The organism is Streptomyces sp. NPDC028419 (assembly GCF_055565515.1).
In genome coordinates, this window is record NZ_JBVHUE010000026.1 from 100,750 (window position 1) to 122,173 (window position 21,424).

Here is a 21,424-nt window from a genome sequence, read left to right on the forward strand (position 1 = left end):
ACCCGCTAGTCCCAGAAGCCACTGGACGGCAACTCCGAACGGTACGTATCCACGCGCACCTTCGTGTCCGGAGACATCGAGCCCTCTTCGACGCGACCCCGCATCTCCGCGATGCGGTGGTGGCCGTTCTTGATGACTCCGTCCGGTGTTCGCAGTGCGTATGCGCCGTCCTTCGGATTGTTGAACGAATTCACCAGATCGTGGTTGCTCCAGCTCTTCATGTCCGCCATCTTGTCCGCGTTCACGCCGTGTGTCGGCGTGAGTGATCCGAGATCACCGGCGCGCATCGCTCCGCCACAGTTGTGGACGAGTGCTGTCGCCGTGCCCGCGGTGACGTAGTAGGTGTGGACGGAGCTGACGTTGAGGTTGTAGACGCTCTGGTCGGCGACCTCGCCCCGGTCCCGGATCGAGGTGACGCTGGCGGGTCCGACGCCGGGTGAACTGCGGACGGGGTCACCGACACGGAGCTCGCCGGCGTCGACCCAGCCCTTGCCCTGGACCCACATCGGGTGGCCGGCGGTGGCGGTGATGGTCACCGGTCGTGGTGCGTCGAGGCCGATGTCGATCAGGTGTTTGGTGCCGTGGCCGATGATCACCGCGGCGACGGGTTCGGCGACGCCGGCACCCGTCGCGGGGTCGGTGGCCCGGACCAGATCGCCCTCGCGCACGTCGCTGATCGGCTTGACGGTGCCGTCGGCCATCACCACCCGGGTATCGGGGGCGAAGGAATTGGACGTGCACTTCTCGGCCGCCTCGACGGCCTTCCCCACCGTCGAGGCCTCCTTGCCGACGGACTTCGCCACGGCGCCGGCGAGTTTGCCGCCGGGGATCATGCCGAGCGCGTCCATGGCGGCGGCCTTCTTGTTGCCCTGTGCGAGCTGCCCGGCCACGGCCACCCCGGAGGCGACCGTGCCGACCGGCCCGGGCACGAAGGCCACCACTTCGGCCGCCGTGGTCGCGACGTGGACCGCGGACTTCCAGCTGAAGGTCCCGGCGAGGTCCAGGCCGTTGATCGGGTCCGCGTTCACGTAGTCGTAGTCGTTGGACGACCCGCCCGCGACGGGGTCCATCTGGAGGAAGCGGCCCAGGACGGGGAGGTAGACGCGCGCGCCCATCTCGATGGCCTGCTGGCCGGCCAGGTGCTCCACCGGCCGCTCGTGCTGGCCCAGCCAGCCGAAGTCCATGCCGCCGGCGGCGGTGGCGGGGTTGGGGAGGTCGGCGAAGGCGCCGGTGGTGGGGTCGATGTTCTGGCCGAAGGGGTCGTAGAGGCGGATGCCGCCGGTACGGGTGGCCGCCCCGTCGGCGGTGAACAGGACGTCGCCGTGGATGTTGGGGTAGGACCAGTTGGTGGTGGCGGCCTTGTCGTAGTTCTTGGTGAGCAGGACGCCGCCCGGCAGGGCCACGATCCGTTGGAGCAGGCCGCCGTCCTTGTCCAGGACGAGGTCCGCGTCGTCGTGCTTGGAGCTGTAGGCGTAGCGGGTGGTCCCGTTCTTCGACCCGTCGGCGGCGCCGGTGACCGTGCGCGCCGTCAGTCGGTCGGCCGGGTCCCTGGTGTAGGAGATCGCCGTACCGGACGCGGTCGTGGTCCGGACGTGCCGCTTGGTGGCGTCGTAGCCCAGGGTGTCGCCGCCCAGCTTGACCGTGTTGCCGTGGCTGTCGTAGGCGAGCGAGAGCGCGGTGCCACCGGTGGTGGAGGTCAGCCGGTCGGTGTCGTCGTAGCAGTAGCCGGTGGTGATCGGCGCGGCGCCGTCGAAGCTGTCGGTGGACGCGGTGCGGTTGGTGTCCAGCCCGGCGGCCTTCGCCGGCCCGCAGCCGCCGGCCGGATCGAAGCGGTAGGTGAGCTGGTGGTGCGGGACGGTCGCCGCGACGAGCCGGCCCACCGCGTCGTAGGCGTAGGAGTAGCTCGCGGAGATCTTGCCGTCCTCGGTCACCGCGTCGTCGATGATGCGGTTGTCGCGGGAGCGGGTCACCGTGTCGACCACGGTGGAGGAGGCGGTCTTCCAGGTCAACGCCGTTGGTTTGCCCGCGGTGTTGCGGGCCAGTGAGTCGAGGCGGGATCCGTTGCCGTAGACGACGCCGGCCAGTTCGGTGGCGGTGTCGTAGGAGGGGGTGGCGGCGGTGGTTCCGTCGACCTTGACGCTGGTCAGCTGGTTGGCGTCGTTCCAGGCGTAGGCCACGGTGCTGGAGATGCCCTTGACGGTGGTGGTGTCCCTCGTCAGCCGCCCGACCTGGTCGTAGGTGGCGGTCGAGGTGACGCCGTTGGCATCGGTGTAGCCGACCTCCTGGCCCAGCAGGTCGATCCTGGTGGTGATCGACCCGTTCCCGTCGGTCATCTTCGAGGTCAGCGGGTCACCGTCGACGGCGTAGTCCGCGACGAGGTTGCGCGTCGGCTCGCCCCCGTAGGCGGGAGCGCTCTTCTTCACCATCCGTCCGCGTGCGTCGTAGCCGGTGCAGGCCCAGGCCTCGTCGTTGATGCGCTGGGCCACCACGCGCCCGGCACCGTCGTAGACCATCTCGGCGGTGAGCGCGGGGCCGTTGCCGGGCTTCGCTCCGGTGGCGGCCCTCGTCATGCCGCCCTGGTTGGCGGCCGGTGCGTTCGGATCGCACGGGTTGGCCCGCGTCTCGGTGTCGCCGTAGTAGACGGTCGTGTTGCGCTTGTCGGGGTCGGCGACGTCGCCGGCGGGCATGGCCGTGGTCAGCTTGCGCAGATACCCCTGGCCCGGCTGTTCGTAGCGGGTTCGTGCGGTGAGTCCCAGTCCGCCGGGGTCGGCGGTGGTGGAGACGGTGAGGCCGTAGACCGGGTCGATGCCCGCTGCCGGGTCGGAGTAGCTGCTCGCGCTGTGTTTGGACGGGGCGCGTTCTTGGGGGGTGGCGGAGGTGTCGTCGGTGGTGGAGCTGGTGGCCCAGCCGTAGCGGGGGGCGAGGTTGGTTCCGGGTACGGGGGTGGGTGTGGTCGTGCCGGGTGGGGTCCAGGTGAGGGTGAGGGCGCCGGTGGTGCCGGAGCGGTTGTAGTAGTCGACGCGGATGCGGTGCCAGCTGCCGGCGGTGGTGTTGGCGTAGGTGCCGGCGCTGGTGGTGGTGGGTTTGTCGCTCCAGTCGTCGACGGTCAGGACGTCGTCCACCCACAGGCGCACGCCGTCGACGGCGGTGAGGCCGAGCCGGTAGTCGCCGGTGGTGGGGAGTTGGATCTCGCCGGTGAACCGGCCGGACCAGCCCGCGGTGTTCGCCACCGGTGGGCTGGTTCCCCAGGTGCGGGAGAGGGCGCCGTCGGTGGGGCCGATGCCGGTGGTGAACGCCGCGGGCACACCGGCGAGGTTCGGGTTGTCGTAGAACGCGGCGGTCAGCCCGGTGAGGTGCTCGTCGTAGTCGGTGTGGCTGTGGGGCATCTTCGCCGCGCAGGCGGGGGTGGGGCTCTGGCCGGTGAAGCAGGCCGCGGGTGCGGGCCCGTAGCGGTCGGTGGGGCGGTCGGCGTGGTCGTAGAGCGTGGTGGAGCGCCGCCCGGCGCTGTCGATGGCGCCGGTGGCCTGGTCCTTCGCGTTCCACTCGGCGGATATCGTCGCGCCGGCGAAGTCGGTGGTGACCAGCGCGCGCCCGGCGTCGTCGTAGGTCACGGTGCGCGAGCGGGTGGAGTCGTAGACCCCGGCCAGGGCCACGGTGGCTTGTTTGCGTTCGAGGTAGTACTGGTAGAAGTGCTCGGCGCGCAGGCTGGCGGAGCGCCCGTCGGGGGCGGGGGCCAGGACCTGGACCGCGCGCAGGGCGGGGGGTTCTTGGGGTTGTTCGATCACGGAGTCGTAGCCGATGACGGTGCAAGCCGCCGCGGTGTCACTGGTGTTGGTGCAGCCGTTCTCCTCGGACGGGGCCTGGCGGGCCACCCAGTCGTAGGCCAGGCTGCCGCGGAGGGTGGCCAGCGGCCCGATGCTGTCCAGGGCCCGCTGCTTCTCCTCCTCGTTGTCCCCGGCCTCCTCGTAGCGCTGCTTGGCGGAGGCCCGTCCCAGGTAGTCGAAGTCCTGCATGGCCGCACCCGGGTTCTCGATCCGGGCCAACGTGCCCATCTGGTACCACAGTCGGGTCTCGCTGCCGTCCCAGTACCGGATCCGGCACAACATCTGCGCCGGGGCCTGATCCGCGCCCGGCGGGCGAGAGGTGGTGCCGTAACAGCTGTCACCGCCATCGGTGTTGTAGAAGAGTTGGTGGGACCGGCCGGAGACGGGGTCCTTGATCCGGGTCAAGCGGGGTGGGGTTCCGCTGTAGAGGTATTGCAGGGCGGCGGGCTTCTTCCCGTCCTGCACCGACTCCACCGCGGCGAGCGTGCCGTCGGCGTTGAACACCGACACCGTCTCGCCCTCCGTCAGCGTGATCCGCCCCGCGGTGTCGAAGCCCAGCACACCGTCCTCACCCACCGGCGGCGCATAACCACCCGCGGACGCCTTGCCCCAGGTGTGCTTGCCACCAGCGGCATCGGTGAGCACCACCGAACCGTCCAACATCTCGGCCCGGCTGTACCCGCTGGACTGCGCCGACAGCGTCCACCCCGCCGGCAACGACTGTGAATCCGCGGACATCAACCACTGCGTCGGCACGATCCGCGGATCAAGATTGTGAACCCGCGCCTCGTCAGGGCCCGTACTGCTCTTGGCCCACAACACCATCCGAGGACGCTGATCGGAACGGTGGTACAACTCCACGCGCAGCGGTACCAACTGACCGGCCTCCAACGCGACTTCCTGCACCTGGCGGGCACCAGGCAGCAGGAAGTCGTCGCCGGGATCACCGGGGCCGGCCTTGTCGTAGACCAGCTTGTCGCCCAACCACACCCGCGCGCCGTCGGTGTGGGCGCCCGCGAAGGAGAAGTCACCGGTGACGGGGGCCTTGAACTGACCCTCCCACCGCACCACGAACCAGCTCTTGTCCAGTGCCGGCGGCATCGGATTGTCCCGCCACGGCTGATTGTCCGGATTCCCCGTCCACGGCACCCCCCAGTCCAAGTTGACCTGCGGCTCACCCCGCACCATCACCGGCGTCGCGTCCGGGGTGCCCGTGTGCCGCGAGTCGTTGAAGTACGAGGCGCGCACTCCGTGCGGGGCGCCTTGGCGGGAGTTGTAGGCCAGGCTCACCCCGGCGGATCCGCCGACGGTCTGGAACGCCGGTCCGGCGGCCTCGACGTGGGCGTTGCCGTTGAACAGGTTCACCGTCACCGGACCCAGATGGTCGGTCGGCGCCGGTCCCGGATCCCCCACCCGCTGGTTGACGGTGAAGTGCCCGACCCACAGGGGCGCCGTCGCCGTCGTCGCCCCCGTCATCGCGGTGGCGGCCGTCCAGGTGTAGCGCCCACCGTCATGCAACACGTGCTTGGGGACCGTCCACTGCGGCTGATCCAGACACCCCGAATCCACCACACTGCCCGAACGCCCGTCGAACCCGGTGGAGATCTTGAAGCAGTACAGGACACCGTCACCGACCGCGGCCACCTGCAACACCGGCGACTCCGCCCCCACCACCGCTCCGTCGACCGGAGAGACGAGGCTCGTCTGCGGCGCGGCATCGGCATCGGCGCCGCGCACCGCTCTGCGGGCGTCGAAACGGGCGTGCTCGCCCACCGCCAACGGAGCGAAGTCGGCCTTCGGCTGCCTCGGCTCGACCAGCGGCCCCCGCACGCCCCGCACGGCGGGGGAGCGGACCGACAGGAGCGGGAGGTCCCGCGGCACCTTCTTCGACGCCACCGACGCCGACGCGGAGGGCGTGCTCCCCGCCTGCGCCAGCGACACCACCAACACGGTCGCCGCCGCGAACACGATCATCCGCCACCACGACCGCACGGTTAACCGTGCTCCGCCACTACGCCCAGACACCAAGACCCCTCCCACCCGCCGACGTTCACCGGAACGCGATGGCCCATCCCTCCACCACCGTGGGGGGCTGGTTCCGGGCCGGCGGGAAACCTACCGGGCGGCCGCCGGGCCTGGATTGGAAAAATCTGACCTGCCGGCACGAGGGAAGCGGAGCCGCTCCGCGCCCCGCCTCTTCGGCGGCCACCGCGCTGTCGGTGGTTTGTCGGGGCTGTCGGAGGGCTGTCGGCGGGAGTTGACACCTTGGAGAGGTCCTGCCGGGCAGCCGTCCGGTTCGGGGATCCAGGAGGAGACCTCTCGTGCATGACGTAGTGATAGTGGGAGCCGGTCCGGTCGGTCTGGCCCTCGCCTGCGAGCTCGGCCTCGCGGGCTGTTCCGTGGTGGTGCTCGAAAGGGAGTCGGAGACCGGCTCGCCCTTCAGGACGGCACCCCTCGGCAGGCGCGGACTGTCCGCCTCGTCGGTCGAAGCGTTCTACCGGCGCGGAATGCTGGAGTCGTTACGGACGGCGTCGGGCACCCAGGTGATGTTCGGCAGGGCCCCCGAAGCGGGTGCGCCGCCGCGCCCCCGGTTCGGCGGCCACTTCGCCGGCGTCATGCTCGACGGTTCCCTGATCGATGCCGACGCCCTGCCGTTCCGGCTCCCCAGCCCGGCACACGAATCCTTGGCGACCGACCTCGAAGCGGTCGAGACGGTGCTGTCCGAGCAGGCGGCCAAGCTCGGCGTGGAGATCCGGCGCGGCGTCGCGGTCTCGGCCGTCTCCCAGAACGGCGAAGGCGTGGTCGCCCGAGCCGGCGAGGACACCTACGAGGCGCGCTGGCTCGTCGGCTGCGACGGCGGACGCAGTACGGTGCGCGGGCTCGCGGGCTTCGAATTCGTCGGCACCGAGCCCCAGTTCACCGGATACACCATGCTCGCCGATCTGGCCGATCCGGATCAGGTCAGTCCGGGATTCCACCTCACGCCGACGGGCATGTACGTCCGGCTGCCCGACGCCGATTACATCGCCATGATGGACTTCGACGGCGGCGCGTTCGACCGCTCCCGGCCGCCGACCCGCGAGCACCTCCAGGAGGTCCTGCGCCGCGTGTCCGGCACCGACGTGAGCGTCGACGAGGTCCACATCGCCTCGTCCTTCACCGATCGGGCGATGCAGGCGACGGCCTACCGCCGGGGCCGCGTGCTCCTCGCGGGCGACGCCGCCCACATCCATTCCCCCCTCGGCGGCCAGGGGCTGAACACCGGCATCGGCGACGCCGTGAACCTGGGGTGGAAACTCGGCGCGACCGTGCGGGGGCACGCGCCGGACGGGCTGCTCGACACCTACGCCGAGGAGCGCCGTCCGATCGGCGCGGCGGTCCTCGACTGGTCGCGCGCCCAAGTGGCGACCATGCGGCCGGACCCCTACGCCCAGGCGATCCAGGCGGTGGTCCGCGATCTCATCGCCACCCGGGACGGCGCGACCCACGTGTTCGAGAGGCTGTCGGGAGCCTGGATCCGGTACGACCTCGGCAGCGAGGACCCGTTGGTCGGCCGCAGCGCCCCCGACTTCGCCCTGGAGGACGGCACCCGGCTCGGCGACCTCATGGAGGACGGTCGGGGCGTCGTGCTCGACTTCAGCGCCGACCGACGGCTGCACGCCTCGGCGACGGCCTGGGAGGACCGGATCCGGTACGCGGCCGGCACGGCGAGGAACGACCTGGGATCGGGTGCCGTGTTGGTACGGCCCGACGGCGTGGTCGCCTGGTCCGGTGACCGCCACCCCGACCCGGAGGGCTTCGAGCGGGCCGCGACCCGTTGGTTCGGTGCGCCGGACACGGCGGGGCCGGCGTGATGCCCGATCCGCTCCGCGGGTGACGCCGCCGCCGCCGGTGTACCTGGCTCCGGTCGGCGCACGCGGTACCAGCGGATCGGGAGCGTTCAGCTCGCGCTCACCAGGACGCGGACCCGGCCGATCCACGGGTCGGGCGGACCGTCACCGGTCGGACCCACGACGGCGGCCACCACGCCGAGCGCGTCGTGCGCGATGATCGGGCGGAGCACCTGGGACCCGGGGCGGTTGCGTAAGGTGCGGCCATGCCCGATTCACCGCACCTGCGCGAGCTCACCCCCGACAACCTCGACGCCGCGATCGACCTGAAGGTCCGCCCCGACCAGGAGCACCTGGTGTCTCCCGTGCTGAGGTCGATCGCCGAGGCGTACGTGCATCCCGGTGTCGCCTGGCCCCGGTTGGTCTGCGACGGCGACGAGATCGTCGGCTTCCTCATGGCCTTCTTCGACATCGACTGGACCGGCGCGGGGGTCGACTTCCGCTCCGGGCTCTGGCGGCTGAACATCGCGGACGGGAAGCAGGGTCGCGGCTACGGGCGCTTCGCGGTGGCGTCCGTGGCGGCCGAGATCCGGCGCCGCGGCGGTACGCGGCTGACGACCACCTGGCACGCCGGGGCGGACGGTCCCGGAGACTTCTACCTCGGGCTCGGCTTCCGACCGACCGGCGAAACCAGCGGCGGCCAGACGGTGGGCGCGCTGGAACTGGCCTGAGTCCTCCCGGCCCGAGCCCTGCGCGCCGGCGCAGGAGGCGGCCCGTGGGCGCGCGCCTTCCGTACGCTGGTGGGAAACGCCCAGGCCAGGAGAAGCCGTGACCTTCCGCAGCAATGAGTTCGACCAGCCCATCGGCGAGCCGGTGTCCGATGGGTCCCGGCGCCCGCTGCCCGCCGCGGTGACCCTCGACGGCGCGTACTGCCGGCTGGAGCCGCTCGACGCGGACCGGCACGCGGCCGACCTCTTCGCCGCCTACTCCAGCGCTCCGGACGACCGGGACTGGACGTACATGTTCACCGGGTCCTTCCAGGACGCGCAGGGCTTCAGGCGCTACGCCGAGGAGGCGGCGGCCGCGAGCGACCCCCGGCACTACGCGGTGATCGACCTCGACCGGGGCACGGCGGTCGGCACGCTCGCGCTGATGCGACAGGACCCGGAGATGGGCGTCGTCGAAGTCGGCAGCGTGATGTTCTCGCCGCTGATGAAGCGCAGTCCGCTCTCGACCGAGGCCCAGTTCCTGGCCATGCGCTACGTCTTCGACGAGCTCGGATACCGACGCTACGAGTGGAAGTGCGACAGCCTCAACGCACCGTCGCGCACGACGGCGGAGCGCCTGGGATTCACCTTCGAGGGCATCTTCCGCCAGGCCGTCGTCTACAAGGGCCGCAACCGCGACACCGCCTGGTTCTCCGTCATCGACGGTGAGTGGCCCGCCAACAAGCGGGTCCTGGAGTCCTGGCTGTCGCCCGACAACTTCGACGCCCGTGGAGTGCAACGCCGCTCCCTCGCCGAAGTCCGCGCCGCCGCGGTCGCCGCCGCGACCACCACCCACGCCTAGTGCCGTGGCCGGAAAGGTTTGCCGGGTCGCGGTGTCCGGTGCCCTGGGGCCTCCCCAGGCCCGCAGGGCCGAGGGGACGCATCGCAAGGCGGAGGACCGCGACTCGTACTGGACGTACCGTCGTGGTCCGACAACGCGGCGAGGTGCCGTGCCGGGCGCCGTGACACGGTGAATCTTTCCGGTCACGGCACTAGCTCCGCTCAGCTCGCCGAACCGTTCGAGGGGGCCGCGTTCCAGTCGACGAGCTGGACGATGACGCCGTTGGGATCCCGGACCTGGAAGGCGCGCTCCCCCCACTCCTCCTCGGTCAGCGGCATGGTGATGGTGACGCCCTCGGTGCGTAGGCGGGCCAGCTCGCCTTCGAGGTCATCGACCACGAACGCCAGGATCAGGCCGCGGGCGTGGTCCTCGCGCTGGTCCGCGGGCAGCGAGGGCAGGCCGCGGCGCAGGAAGATGACGTTCATGCCGGCGTCCTCGCGGGTCAGGGACGCGAAGCCGTCGGCCGCCATCTCCTCCTGGAAACCGAAGTGGGCGGTGAGGAAGGCGCTGGACGCCGCGACGTCGTCGACGTTCAACGAGACGGCCGAAGAAGTGATCTTCATTTCATGCTCCTTGAGGCGGAAATGGCGTGCGTGCGGGTCAAGGGGAGGCGAAGGGTGCGGCCGGATCGTCGCCCCCTCTCCGTACGTCGTACACTGTACGGCGTACGAAGTGCGAACGCGAGGTATTTTTGCGCGTGACCACTGAACGCACCGGCGCCGGCGACCCGGCCCGCACGCTGCAACTGCTCTGGCGCGACGAGGCGACGGTCTCCCGGCGCGGCCCCCGTCAGAGGCTGACCATCGACGCCGTCGTGTCCGCCGCGACCGCCCTCGCCGACGCCGAGGGGCTCGCGGCGGTGACCATGCGCAGCGTGGCGAAGGCCCTCGGCGTGGCCGCGATGACGCTGTACACCTACGTGCCGGGCAAGGAGGAGCTGCTCGACCTCATGCTCGACGCGGCATACGCCCGGATGCCCCGCACCGACACCTCGGGCCGGCCCTGGCGGGAGCGGCTGTCGGCAGTCGCCGGGGCGAACCGAGAGCTGTTCGAGGCCCACCCGTGGGCGGCCACCGCTTCCACGGTCCGCCCGCCGCTGGGCCCGGGGCAGATGGCCAAGTACGAACACGAGCTGTCGGCACTGGACGGCTTGGGGCTGCCCGACGTCACCATGGACGCGGCGCTGACCTATCTGCTCGGTTTCGTGCAGGGGTGGGCCCGCACGGCCGCGGACGCCCGCGCGGCGCGGCGCGACAGCGCGATGGACGACGAGCAGTGGTGGGCCGCCCACGCCCCCCTGCTCGCGCGCGTCCTCGACGAGCGCGCCTACCCGCTCGCCTCGCGCGTCGGCTCCGCCGCGGGCGCCGCGCAGGGCGGCGCCTACAGCCCCGAGCACGCGTACGCCTTCGGCCTCGAACGCGTCCTCGACGGCCTCGCCGCGCTCGTCGAAGCCCGTGGCTGAGCCGATCGGTCGCGCCGGCCCACACCCGCCGAGCGCCCGGGGCGGGCAGGACGGTCCGCTCGCCCGGTCGGGTCGGCGCGGGCTCCGTCCCGGCGAGGTGCGCCGCCACGGTCGGGCGCGGGATGCAGGCTCGGCGGACGTCCTCGTGCGGCTCGGTGGAGGCAGTCCATGTCCATTGCCAGTCCCGGCCGCCGTCACACCGGCCGGGCCTTCGCGGTAGCGGCGGCGGCCGGCTGCCTGGTCGGCCTGGTCGGCGGCGGCTTCCGATGGTGCCTCGCGCACGCCGAGAGCCTGCGCACCTCGATCGTGGCGGCCGCCGGTCCGGGCCCCGCGGGAGTCCTCGTCCCGGTGGCGCTCACCGCGCTGGGGGCGGCGCTGGCGTGCGCGATCGCCCAGCGAGTTCCGCACGCGGCGGGCAGCGGGATCCAGCACGTGGAGGCGGTGTGGCGCCGCGAGTCCGAGGCGCACCCGCTGTGGCTGCTGCCCGCGAAGTTCTTCGGCGGCCTCGTCGCGATCGGCTCGGGCCTGGTCCTGGGGCGCGAGGGGCCCGTCGTCCACATGGGTGCGGCGATCGGGTCCGTGGCCGGCCGCCGTGCCCGGCTGGACCCCGGGGACGCCCGCATGCTGTACACCGCGCTCGGTGGAGCCGGCCTGGCAGCGGCGTTCACGGCCCCGCTGGGCGGGTTGCTGTTCGTCTGCGAGGAGGTGACCCGCTCGATCAGGCCGCGCCTGGTGCTGTTGACGCTCGTCGGCACCGTCAGCGCCGTGGTCTGCTCCCGGTTCATCGTGGGCGGCGGCGCCGTGTTCCCGGTGCCGGACCTCGTGGCCCCGCCGGTGTGGATGCTCGGGGTGTTCCTGCTGTTCGGCGTGACGGCGGGGGCGCTGGGAGCCGCCTACAGCGCGCTGGTCGTGGGGACGCTGGCCGCGTGCGACCGCCTGACCAGGGTGCCGCTCACGGCCCGGGCCGCCGCCATCGGAGCCGTCGTCGGAGCGCTGATGGCCGTCGACCCGCTGATGGCGGGCGGTGGCGACCCGCTGAGCGAGCGGCTGCTGGCGGGCGGCGGCATGACGGTGGCGGCGCTACTGGCCTACCTCGCCGTCCGCTTCGTGGCGGGCCCCCTGAGCTACGCGGCGGCGACGCCCGGTGGGCTCTTCGCCCCGCTCCTGGCCCTGGGCGCGCTGTGGGGGACGCTGGCCGAGGCCCTCGTGTCCCCGCTGCTGCCCGCCGGGGCGGCGAGCCCGGTGGCGTTCGCGGTGGTGGGGATGGCCGCCCTGTTCACGGGGGTCGTACGGGCCCCGCTCACGGGCGTCGTCCTGGTCGCGGAGATGACGAACGCCGGCGCACTCGCCCTCCCGCTCCTCACCGCGTGCTTCGCCGCGCACGTGACCGCGGACCGCTGGGGGAGCGAGCCCATCTACGACAGCCTGCGTCGGCGGATGCTGGAACGCCCCTGAGGGCACGCGCCGCACCCGTTCGGTTAGGGTTACCTTGCCTGAAGTGCGGGCGTGTAGGTTCGAGTTTCGGTGCGCCAGTGGCAGCCCGACGGGACGGAACGGGCAGGGACGCGGTGCGGGTACAGGTGCGAGACGGGGACCGGGACGGCGCGGAGCCCGCGAAGAGGCGTCGTGGATAAGATCGCGCTCACCGCCGGAGCCCTCTACGCCATCGTTCTGCTCCGCGCCGGAGGGACCTTCGCCATCGGGTGGCTCGCCGCGGCCGGCGCGCGACGGAGCAGGTTCGCCGGGCGGACCTCCTCGGCGAAGTTCCAGCGCGCCGAGCGGGCGATCCAGCGGTGGGGCGCGCCGGTGGTGGCCGTCTCCTTCCTGACCGTCGGATTCCAGACCGCCGCCAACTTCATCGCGGGCAGCATGCGCATGCCGCTGCGCCGCTACCTCCCCGCCCTCCTCGTGGGCGGAGCGGCCTGGTCGCTGATCTACGCGACCGCGGGGATCGGCGTACTCGCAGTGCTGGGAAGGCTCTTCGCCGAGCGGACGGCCCTCGGGGTGGCCGCCGTGGTCGTCCTCCTCCTCGCGGTGTGCGGGGCGGTGGTGTACCGCAGGCGGAAGGCCCCGCCCGCGTAACCCGGCTCATCCGGACGCGCTCCACCCGCCCGTGCTGGAATACGAGTCGAGCAGGTCCACCACGAAGACCAGGGTCGAGCCCGGCGGGATCAACGGCGACGGCGACTGCTTGCCGTAGCCGAGGCGCGGGGGAACGATGATCTCGCGCCGACCGCCGACCCTCATGCCCTTCACCCCCCGGTCCCAGCCCTTGATGACCTTGCCGCCGCCCACGGCGAACTTGTACGGCTCGCCCCGGTCCCAGGAGGCGTCGAACTCCTTCCCGGACGCGAAGGTCACCCCCACGTAGTGGACCTTGACCACCATGCCCGGCTTCACCTCGGCCCCGTCGCCGACGACCAGGTCCCGGACGGTCAGCTCCGTAGGGGCCTCACCCTCCGGAACGTCGACCTGGGGCTTCGTCAGTTCACTCATCGCATCCTCATCACTCTCCGGCGGCGGCCCCGCACGGACCGGCCGGTCATCCGGCAACCCCCGTGCGGCGAAGGGTCACGCTACCGAGAATGCCGATCCTTCGGCGCGCGCTGCTGGAGCGTGGTGCTGCCGGCCACGGACGTGACGATCACGAAGAAGAACAGCGGGATCGCGAACGCGCTGAAGAGGGCGCTGCGCCACAGCACCAGCCCCACGGCCGCGTGGACGACGAGCAGCACGAGGGGAACCGTCATCCCGATGACCGGCCGGCAGCCGCGCGCCACCAGCAGGAGGGTACGGCGCAGGTGGGGCGGGACCCGTCGGGCCTGCCACCACAGCCAGCCTCCCCAGCCGCCGACGAGCACGGCCGCGCACGTCAGGAAGGTGGCGAGGGCGTCCGCGCCGGCGGCGCCCGCACGCAGGTGGGCGGAGCCCAGCGCCACCGCGATCGATCCGGCGAAGGCGACCCAGCGGGAGCCCATGAGCGTTCCCCAGGCCATCTTCTCCAGGTTGTAGCGGCCGTGGCGGTCGTTGCGGTCGAGGGCGGCGGACTGGACGAAGCCCTCGGCGGCCCGGGTCCACGAGCCGGGACGGAGCCAGCGGCGGCGCAGCAGGAGCAGCGAGAGGTTGTTGTGGGCCGTGCTGTTGTCCGGGTCGAGCCGCAGCGCCCTCTCGTAGGCCTCCTGGGCGACGCGGTAATCGCCACTGTTGTGGGCGGTCACGCCGACCAGGACGTGCGTGTCGCTCTCCTCGGGGGCGAGCGCGACGGCCGTGCGGGCCGACGCGTGTGCGGCCCGCTTGTGCTTCCTGCGGACGCCGCGGTCCAAGACGATGCCGAGGGTGTAGTGGCTCGCCCAGAACTGCGGGGCGAGTTCGACGGCGCGCCGGGCGGATTCCTCGGCCCGCCCGTGCTCCTTCAGGGCGAGCAGGACGTGGGTGCGCAGCAGCCAGGCGCTCACCAACTCGGGTGCGACGCGCAGGGCGTGCTCGACGGTGGTGAGCGCCCGCTGTTCGTCGCCGAGGCGGTGCCGGCAGCGGGCGAGCAGCGTGAGGGCGGTGGCGTCGTCGGGGGCGCCGGCGAGGTGCTGGGCGGCGAGCGCGGCGGCCTGCTCGTGGCGCCCCAAGTCGAAGAGGGCGTCGGCCTGTTGCAGGGCCCGGCTCATCAGCTCTTCTTCCGGTCGCGGGGGAGGGAGGAGTGCGGGACCGGAAACCTCCGGGCCCTGGTGCCTGGAGGTTACGCTGCGCGGGCCGGCGAGGTGCTGGGCGGGTGGAGCTGGAGTACGGGCGGTGTCAGCGGAAGGCGGTGACATTGCGGGCGGCCCAGTCGGCGAAGGGGCGCGCGGCTCGGCCGAGGACGCGCTGGACGTCCGGGCTGACGCGCTGTTCCTCCGGGCTCGGGGAGCCGAGGATGTCCAGGGTGTCGTCGGCGAGTTCCGCCGGCATGCTCCGGGTCATGGCGGCCTTGGCCTCGTCGCGGGTGAGCTCGTGAAACCTCACGGGCGAGCCCAGCGCGGAGGCGAGGGCCCGCGCCTGCTGGCGCGGAGTGATCACCTCCGGCCCCGTCAGCTCGTAGGTGCCGCCGGTGTGCCGGTCGTCCAACAGACAGGCCGCCGCCACGGCGGCGATGTCCGTCGGGTCGATGATCGGCACCCCGACGTCCCCGAAGGGTGCGGCGACCACCTGATGCGCACGGACGGAGTCGGCCCACCACAGGGCGTTGGAGGCGAAGCCGCCCGGCCGCAGGACGGCCCACTCCAGGCCGGATTCCCGCAGCGTGTCCTCCAGCGAGCGCATCGCGATCCGCGTCGGACCGAAGGGCCTGGTCACCACGCCCAGCGTGGAGAGCAGGACCACCCGGCGGACCCCGTGGGCCGCGGCTTCGCCGATGACGTCGGCCGCGTCGGCCGCGTTGGCGTGCAGGTCGCCGGAGAGCAGGAGGAAGAGCGCCTTCGCCCCGGCGAGCGCGGGCGCGAGGCCCGTCGGCTCGGCCAGGTCGGCCACCACGTGGCGGACGCCCGGCGGCATCGCCGCCGTGTGCCGCGACACCGCCGTCACGTGCTGGCCCGCCTCGGTCAGTGCCCGCGTCAACGGTCGGCCGATGTTTCCGGTGGCTCCGGTTACCACGATCATGATCAGTTCCTTCGTCGTACGGTTCGCTTCTGGCCGTCACGCTAGGAGGGAGGCTTACTTTTGGTAAGGACATACCTCTGGGTAAGCTCATGGCATGGAGGGAAGCGCGCAGGACAGGCAGGGCGAGGCAGCGAAGCGGTATGACGTGTTTCACACCGACTGCCCCGCGCGCGACGTGGTCGACCACGTGACCAGCAGGTGGGGCATCTGGGTGCTGATCTCCTTGCGGAGCAGCGACCTCAGGTTCTACGAGCTGCGCGAGAGCATCCAGGGCATCAGCGAGAAGATGCTCGCCCAGACCCTGCGCGCGCTGGTCCAGGACGGCCTGGTCTGGCGGGCGGTCGAGCCGACGACGCCGCCCCAAGTCACCTACGGGCTGAGCGAGTTCGGCCGGGACATCGGTGAACCGTTGACGGAGCTGTTCGACCGGATCACGCGCCGGCTGCCGCCGCGCGACGCGGCTTAGCGCGCTCGGTTCCTCACCCCGCGCGGCTCGAACGCGGCCGGGCGCGGGACGACGGAAGCCGTACCGGAGGGAACCGATACGGCTTCCGTCGTGCTCCGGGCCCGCCGGATCAGGGCGTGGCGGGCGGGGCGGGCAGGAGGGGCCAGGTGCGCGACGAGAGGCGCATGGCGGACTCGGTGACCGCGGGATCGGCCGCCTTCTCCATCACCTCCTGGAGGAACGCGTGCGCCGCGGCCTCGTAGAGCTCGGTCGTCGACCGCAGCCGGGCGCCCAGGGCGTGGCCGCGCAGCTCGGCGCGCGCGTCGGCGGTCGACTCCAGCGCCCGCGCCCGCCCCGCGGCCGCGGCGGCGGCCTCCCTCGCGTGCACCAGACGGGCGCGCAACTCCAGGTGGGAGCGGTAGGAGTTGAGGTACGGGTGTTCCCGCAACAGCCCGAGCAGCAGGCCGATGCCTCCCGAGAGCAGCAGCAGGGCGACGAACATCCAGGTCACGGTGGTCGGTTCGAGGTGCAGGCTGTCCACGAGCGTCGGAGTCGGCCGCAGATCCCCGATTCCGGCGACGCCGTCGAGATCCGGGGAGAGCGGCTGCGGAACGCGGTGCCGGAAGACCAGTTTGGACCTCAGGTGGCCGAGGGCCCAGGCGGAGAACCCCCACACCGCGAGCAGGGCGACCGCGGGCAGTCCGATGCCCTTCGCCGACGCGGTCCCGGACCGGCTGCGCAGGGCGCGGCCGGCGAGGTGGGGGATGACCACCATGACGATGGCCGCCGAGACGGCCAGGGTGCCCGACAGGGCGTCCGACTCCGTGCTGCCCGCCCCGTGGAAGGGCTGGAAGGCGATCCAGTAGATCGGCACCTCCACGGCCGCGATGACCAGGGGCAGGGCCCACACCATCCAGCGCGGCAGGCCGGGCCGCGTCGACAGCCCCTCCCACAAGAGGGCCCGTTCGCCTTGGAGTTGCTGGTCCGCCTGCCGGTACGCCGGACGGGGGTCGGCCGGGTCGCGGCGGGAGTCGGCGCCGGCCGCCGGGGTGGCCGTCGGACTCGGATCCACCGACTGCCAGTCCTCGTCCTCCGGGCCGGGGGACAGCGCGTCCGGTTCTCCCCGGCCGTCGTCCGCGTCGTCCGCCCCGCCCCCGTGGGCCCCGGCCTTGCGGGCCCCGGCGCCGCGAGCCCCGGGGCCCGGCGCGTCCGCGTCCCCGCGCGCGCGGGCGTCCGTACCCCCGGCCCGGTCGGGATCGGGGTCGGGGTCGATGTCGCCGAAGCGGGCGCGCAGCCAGCGTTCCTCCAGCTCTTCCCGGACACCGTCCCGGAAGTGCTCCCAGCGCACGGCCCGGGCGGCGAGCCGGTCCAGCTGGGACCGGTTCCTGGTCAGCCAGCGCTCGCTCTCGGCGAGCTGCTCCTCGATCCTGCGCACCTCCTGCTCGTAGCCGGCGGCGGCCGAGACGGCGTTCGCCTCCTCCGTGTGCGCCCGGGCCGCCTCCTCCGCCGCGGCCGCGCTCAGCCGGCTGCGCACGAGGTCGCGCATGGCGGCCAGTTGGGCGAAGTAGGGCACCCGGTCCCCGCTGGCCAGGACCCAGGGGTCCAGCACGCCGGACTTGGCCACCTTGGCGCCGCGGCGGCGGGCCTCGCTCAGCAATCGGCGCTGGTCCGGGTCCTCGACGACGTAGGGCCGGCGCTGCGACCGGGTGGGCGCCGAGGTGCCCCGGGCGGCGCCCGCTCCGGCGTCGGGCCGGCGCCGGAACGGGCGGGCGAACCGGGCACGTCGGGGTATGGGGCCGGGATCAGCGCCGGTAGTCGTCGTGGACACGGGCCTTGGCCCTCCTCTCCAGGATCTCCGTCCAGAAGGCGTCGAACGGTTCGTACTCGCTGGGCTTGGCCTCGTGGCTCATGCCGTAGCCGACCGGGTAGAGGTCCATGCGGGAGAGCTCCGGCACCCCGCGGGGGCCGACCAGCTTCTCGACGGCGCTCGTCCGGGCCTCGGGGGTGGCGATGGTCTTGGAGTCCAGGTAGAACTCCGGGTCCGCCTGCTCGAAGTCGCTGACCACGAGCAGGGCCGCGCGCGCGTCACCCGAGGGGATCGCCTCGGCGGCGCGTGCGATGCCACCGAGGACGTCGGATCCGCTCTCGGTCTCCTGCGCGCACTTCAGCATCGTGCGGGCCGCGACCACGGCCCGTGCCATGGCCTCCTGCCTGACGGCCGCCACGTCGTCGGTGCTCTCGGCCGGAGGGTCGAGGTCGACGTCGTTGACCCGGCAGCGGGAGGCCTTCGACGAGCGGGTGATCGGCGCGAAGGCCATCGTGCCGCAGCCCTGCTTCTTCATGAACGGCACGATCGTCGCGTCGAGTTTGGCCTTCGCGTCGAACCCGTCCTTGGGCGAACCGGAGCCGGAGCCGTCCAGGACGACCGCGCACGGCGTGCTGACGGCCGCGGGCTTCTCGCTGGAGCAGCCGACCGCGGCGAGCAGGGCGCCCAGCGTGAGGGCGGCCAGCGGCAGGGCGGCGTGCGGCGGGCGTGGGCGCGGCCGCGCGTGGTGGGCCGTCATCGGATTCCCCCCTGCTGGTCGGCGGCCGGGCGCGGCCGGTGTCCGGTCGGGGCGCCCGCCCCGTCCCTCCTGGACTGCGTGTCGAGGATCTCCAACGCCCGGGCGACGGCGTGGGTGCGCGCGTGCGCCGGCGGGGACGATGCCGGGGTGCCTCCGGTGAGCAGCCACGCGTCCACGTCGTCCCAGGTGGCGTCGAGCGTGACGCGGCCCGGCAGCCAGTGCGCGGGACGGGCGGTGAAGGGCGGCTGGGCCGGTTCCCCCGCCGTCGCTCCTCCCGCCGCCGGCGCCCATGCCGGTGCCGGGGGCGCATCCGGCGTCCGGGCCTGCTGAGGGGTCCGGGCCCGCCCTCGTGCGCGGCGCGCCTGCGCGGCCAGCCGGCGCTCCTCGGCCCGGGCGGTCTGGACGGTCAGCCACACCGCGTCCCAGTAGCAGGCCAGCCGCTGGTTGGCCTCGTGGGTGAGGGCCGTGGCCCGGGCGCGGCACAGCTCGGCGTCGGCCCGCCAGCCCCCGACCGTCTCGCCGTAGCGGGCGAGCGCGGCCGGTGACGGCTCGGCCCGCACGTCGTACTGGGTCACCACGCGCACCGACTCCGCATGGATCTCGACGATCAACCGCCGCTTGTCGCGCAGCAGCCGGGAGCGCAACTGGCCGACCGCGCGCAGCGCGCCCGCCTGGGCCTCCATCACGAACGGGGTCACGATCTCCGGGAGTTCCAGGAGCACGCCCGGTTCCGGTGGCGGCAGCGTCGGCAGGAGGGGGCGCAGGCCGGGTGCGTCGAGCCGGCCGCGGCGCCGGGCCCGGTAGGCGGTGGTCCGCCCGAGCCGGGCCCGGCGCGCGGGTCCTCGGATCTGGTCCGTGGCGATCATGATGACGGATTCCCCCTTCTCCGCTGCCCCCGCTCCAGATGCAGGAGGGTAACCGAAGGAAAGCAGAAAGAGGGCCGTAATTCGACGGGTTCCCGGCCACCGACGTGCGCCACCCGAAGTCGACTGGTCGGCGCCCGGAAAACGACCGGATCATTCTCGGGAAGGGTTTGCGGTGGGCGGGTAATTCCGTTGATACTCGATTCCCGTCCACCGGGGGAGGGTGCGGTGCGCATCGAAATCAGCGGGACGCATTTCCCGCTGGAGACGCTCGGCCCCGGCCGGCGTCTCGGCGTCTGGTTGCAGGGCTGCCCGCTGGCCTGCGCGGGGTGCATGTCGCGGCACACCTGGGCGCCGGGGGGCGGCACGGGGTCGTCGGTGCGCGAGCTGCTCGACCTGTGGCGCGACGCGCTGGACCGCGGCGCGCAGGGCCTGACCGTCAGCGGTGGGGAGCCGCTCGAACAGGCCCGGGCCCTGGAGGAGTTCCTGGCCGGGGCGGACCGGCTGCGCGACGAGGCGGCGGGTGCCCGAGGGGTGCGGGACGGTCCGCGCCCGGACTTCCTCGTCTACACGGGCTACGAACAGGAGGAGTGGGACCCGCCCAGGCTACGGGCCCTGCGGCACGCGGACGCGGTGATCGCGGGGAGGTTCCGGATCGCCGAGCCGACCGGGCTCGTCTGGCGCGGTTCGGCGAACCAGCGGCTGCTCCCGCGCACCGCGTTGGGCCGGGAGCGGTACGCGCCCCACCTGGGGCGGCGGTCGACGGGCCGGGCCGTCCAGATCGTGGTGGAGCCGGGGCAGGAGCCCGGTGAAGCCCCGGCGGCCCACCTCCTGGGCGTGCCGGCCCGTGGGGAACTCGTCTTCTACGAAAGGTGGTTGGAGGGGAATGGGCTGCGACTCAGGGGGCGGAGCTGGCGTCCGTGAGGAGCCGGGCCATCTCGGGCCTGCGGGCTACGAAATGCACCGTCCAGTCGGGGTGTCGGCTCAACTCCTCCTGAACGGCCCAGCGCAGCCAGCGGGCGGCCTTGACGGGGGGAAGGCCGCCCTGCCCGGCACCGAGCAGGGGGAAGCAGATCGATGTCAGGGGCGGGTCGTAGGCGTCCCGTTCGGCGTTGGCGCGGGCGAAGACGGCCGCGACGGCGTCGGCCAGCGTCTGCGGGTCCACCTGGTAGCGGACGTCGTTGCCCAGGGGCCGGACGACGGCCGCGTGGTAGATGCGGCGGACCCCGCGATCCGCGAGGGCGCCCGAGGAGGTGGGGACGACGATCCCGGGCCGCACCGGCAGGCCGGTGCGGCCGTGGGCGCGCATCCAGTCGCCGAGCTCCCTGGTGAGCACGTCATCGGTGATCTCCCCGCCCGCGTTGCGCACCGCGGCGGCCCGGCGCAGCGCGCCCGAGACGGTGGGGCGGAAGGTCTTGGACATCTCCATGTGCGTGTTCTCGGAGGACACCAGGATGTCGATGTCCCGCAGCAGTTCCACGGAGGACACGTGCACGGTGATGCGCCGCAGCGTGGCCGCGGGCAGGGCCGGCCCGGCCGCGCGGGCGGGCGGATCGGGCAGCGCGCCGGGGTGCGCGGGAGCCGGCGGTCCCGCCATGGCCTCGCGGGCCAGCGCGAGGGCGGCGCCCGCGAGTTCGGCGATGACCTCTTGCTCCTGACCCCGGCGGAACCGCTCCGGCGTGACGCCGTACACGGCGGCCGCGGCCTTGCGGCGGTCCTGGGCGGGGGCGCCGCGCCGGCCGGGGAGCAGCCCGAAGGTGTGGGCGGCGGCCCGGCCCAGGGGATCGGCGCGCCGGCCGTCCGTGTCCTCGGACGCCGGGCCGGGTGCGGCGGCGAGCCGTCGTACGGCGGCCTGGAGCAGGGCCTCGATGCCCGCGGCCGCATCCGCCGCCTCATCCGCGGACCCGGCCGCGAAGCCGGCCGCGGCGGCGGCCCGTCCCAGGGCCTGCGGTCGGATGCGTCTGAGTGCCGCGAGGCCGGGTCGGCGCAGGGCGTGCAGTTCTTCCGTCAGGTGGGCGTGGGAGGGCAGTTCGGCGCCGGCCGGGGCCGTGGGGGACCGCTGGTCGGGCGCGGACGCGGGAGTCTGCGGGCTCATGGCCGACACGATAATCGCGGTTGCCGGACGGGAGGGCGGCCCGTACCGGGAATGGCCCGGAACGATCTGGTCTCATTGCCCGGCGCCGGTCGGACGAGCGGGATATG

At 73.0% G+C, this 21,424-nt stretch carries 18 protein-coding genes; 8 read left to right on the plus strand and 10 right to left on the minus strand.

All coding sequences use genetic code 11. The features are described from left to right. Positions 1-5: 5 nt before the first annotated feature. Positions 6-5,798 (minus strand): PA14 domain-containing protein, encoded by a 5,793-nt coding sequence (locus ACZ4UB_RS27500; RefSeq protein ID WP_468074107.1) that lies wholly within the window; start codon positions 5,796-5,798, stop codon positions 6-8. Positions 5,799-6,145: 347 nt separating this feature from the next. Between ACZ4UB_RS27500 and ACZ4UB_RS27505 the strand changes: the two genes are divergently transcribed. Further along, the gene (locus ACZ4UB_RS27505; protein ID WP_468074109.1) at positions 6,146-7,678 is read left to right on the plus strand and encodes an FAD-dependent oxidoreductase; all 1,533 of its coding nucleotides are present in this window, start codon (positions 6,146-6,148) and stop codon (positions 7,676-7,678) included. A gap of 86 nt (positions 7,679-7,764) precedes the next feature. Here ACZ4UB_RS27505 and ACZ4UB_RS27510 read toward each other — a convergent pair whose 3' ends face one another. After that, positions 7,765-7,887, minus strand: coding sequence for a hypothetical protein (locus ACZ4UB_RS27510; RefSeq protein WP_468074110.1), 123 nt, complete (start codon positions 7,885-7,887; stop codon positions 7,765-7,767). A gap of 33 nt (positions 7,888-7,920) precedes the next feature. Between ACZ4UB_RS27510 and ACZ4UB_RS27515 the strand changes: the two genes are divergently transcribed. Both ACZ4UB_RS27515 and ACZ4UB_RS27520 read left to right on the plus strand, forming a co-directional pair. Continuing rightward, positions 7,921-8,385 (plus strand): GNAT family N-acetyltransferase, encoded by a 465-nt coding sequence (locus ACZ4UB_RS27515; protein WP_468074112.1) that lies wholly within the window; start codon positions 7,921-7,923, stop codon positions 8,383-8,385. A gap of 97 nt (positions 8,386-8,482) precedes the next feature. Further along, a complete protein-coding gene (locus ACZ4UB_RS27520) occupies positions 8,483-9,223 on the plus strand; it encodes a GNAT family N-acetyltransferase (RefSeq protein WP_468074114.1) in 741 nt (246 codons plus the stop codon). A 200-nt stretch (positions 9,224-9,423) separates the two neighbouring features. Here ACZ4UB_RS27520 and ACZ4UB_RS27525 read toward each other — a convergent pair whose 3' ends face one another. Next, positions 9,424-9,825, minus strand: coding sequence for a VOC family protein (locus tag ACZ4UB_RS27525; protein WP_468074116.1), 402 nt, complete (start codon positions 9,823-9,825; stop codon positions 9,424-9,426). 134 nt (positions 9,826-9,959) lie between these two features. Between ACZ4UB_RS27525 and ACZ4UB_RS27530 the strand changes: the two genes are divergently transcribed. The 3 genes from ACZ4UB_RS27530 (at position 9,960) to ACZ4UB_RS27540 (ending at position 12,806) form a co-directional block, all read left to right on the plus strand. Further along, positions 9,960-10,724 (plus strand): TetR/AcrR family transcriptional regulator, encoded by a 765-nt coding sequence (locus ACZ4UB_RS27530; protein ID WP_468074118.1) that lies wholly within the window; start codon positions 9,960-9,962, stop codon positions 10,722-10,724. Positions 10,725-10,892: 168 nt separating this feature from the next. Continuing rightward, entirely contained in the window at positions 10,893-12,179 is a 1,287-nt protein-coding gene (locus tag ACZ4UB_RS27535; protein WP_468074120.1) for a ClC family H(+)/Cl(-) exchange transporter, read from the plus strand. A 171-nt stretch (positions 12,180-12,350) separates the two neighbouring features. Further along, complete coding sequence (locus ACZ4UB_RS27540) at positions 12,351-12,806, plus strand: DedA family protein (protein ID WP_468074122.1); 456 nt, start codon at positions 12,351-12,353, stop codon at positions 12,804-12,806. 6 nt (positions 12,807-12,812) lie between these two features. Here the strand turns inward: ACZ4UB_RS27540 and ACZ4UB_RS27545 are convergent, their stop codons facing one another. The 3 genes from ACZ4UB_RS27545 to ACZ4UB_RS27555 all read right to left on the minus strand — a co-directional run bounded on the left by ACZ4UB_RS27545 (position 12,813) and on the right by ACZ4UB_RS27555 (position 15,350). Next, positions 12,813-13,220 (minus strand): FKBP-type peptidyl-prolyl cis-trans isomerase, encoded by a 408-nt coding sequence (locus tag ACZ4UB_RS27545; protein WP_468074124.1) that lies wholly within the window; start codon positions 13,218-13,220, stop codon positions 12,813-12,815. A gap of 80 nt (positions 13,221-13,300) precedes the next feature. Further along, positions 13,301-14,383 carry a tetratricopeptide repeat protein gene (locus ACZ4UB_RS27550; RefSeq protein WP_468074126.1) on the minus strand — a complete coding sequence of 361 codons (1,083 nt, stop codon included), beginning with the start codon at positions 14,381-14,383 and terminating at the stop codon, positions 13,301-13,303. A 127-nt stretch (positions 14,384-14,510) separates the two neighbouring features. Then, the gene (locus ACZ4UB_RS27555) at positions 14,511-15,350 is read right to left on the minus strand and encodes an SDR family oxidoreductase (protein ID WP_468074128.1); all 840 of its coding nucleotides are present in this window, start codon (positions 15,348-15,350) and stop codon (positions 14,511-14,513) included. 94 nt (positions 15,351-15,444) lie between these two features. On the opposite strand from ACZ4UB_RS27555, the gene ACZ4UB_RS27560 reads away from it, so the two are divergent. After that, positions 15,445-15,816 (plus strand): winged helix-turn-helix transcriptional regulator, encoded by a 372-nt coding sequence (locus ACZ4UB_RS27560; protein ID WP_468074131.1) that lies wholly within the window; start codon positions 15,445-15,447, stop codon positions 15,814-15,816. Positions 15,817-15,925: 109 nt separating this feature from the next. On the opposite strand, the gene ACZ4UB_RS27565 is transcribed toward ACZ4UB_RS27560, so the two are convergent. From ACZ4UB_RS27565 to ACZ4UB_RS27575, 3 genes are read right to left on the minus strand one after another with little or no spacing between them, the layout of a single operon-like run. After that, the gene (locus tag ACZ4UB_RS27565) at positions 15,926-17,623 is read right to left on the minus strand and encodes a hypothetical protein (RefSeq protein WP_468074132.1); all 1,698 of its coding nucleotides are present in this window, start codon (positions 17,621-17,623) and stop codon (positions 15,926-15,928) included. Further along, positions 17,598-18,359 carry a hypothetical protein gene (locus ACZ4UB_RS27570; protein WP_468074134.1) on the minus strand — a complete coding sequence of 254 codons (762 nt, stop codon included), beginning with the start codon at positions 18,357-18,359 and terminating at the stop codon, positions 17,598-17,600. The genes ACZ4UB_RS27565 and ACZ4UB_RS27570 overlap by 26 nt, the downstream gene beginning before the upstream one ends. Further along, the gene (locus tag ACZ4UB_RS27575) at positions 18,356-19,225 is read right to left on the minus strand and encodes a hypothetical protein (RefSeq protein ID WP_468074136.1); all 870 of its coding nucleotides are present in this window, start codon (positions 19,223-19,225) and stop codon (positions 18,356-18,358) included. Before ACZ4UB_RS27575 ends, ACZ4UB_RS27570 begins: the two co-directional genes overlap by 4 nt. Before the next feature lie 225 nt (positions 19,226-19,450). On the opposite strand from ACZ4UB_RS27575, the gene ACZ4UB_RS27580 reads away from it, so the two are divergent. Continuing rightward, complete coding sequence (locus ACZ4UB_RS27580) at positions 19,451-20,146, plus strand: 4Fe-4S single cluster domain-containing protein (protein WP_468074138.1); 696 nt, start codon at positions 19,451-19,453, stop codon at positions 20,144-20,146. Here ACZ4UB_RS27580 and ACZ4UB_RS27585 read toward each other — a convergent pair. After that, positions 20,121-21,317 (minus strand): macro domain-containing protein, encoded by a 1,197-nt coding sequence (locus ACZ4UB_RS27585; RefSeq protein ID WP_468074140.1) that lies wholly within the window; start codon positions 21,315-21,317, stop codon positions 20,121-20,123. The genes ACZ4UB_RS27580 and ACZ4UB_RS27585 overlap by 26 nt on opposite strands. Positions 21,318-21,424 lie beyond the last annotated feature (107 nt).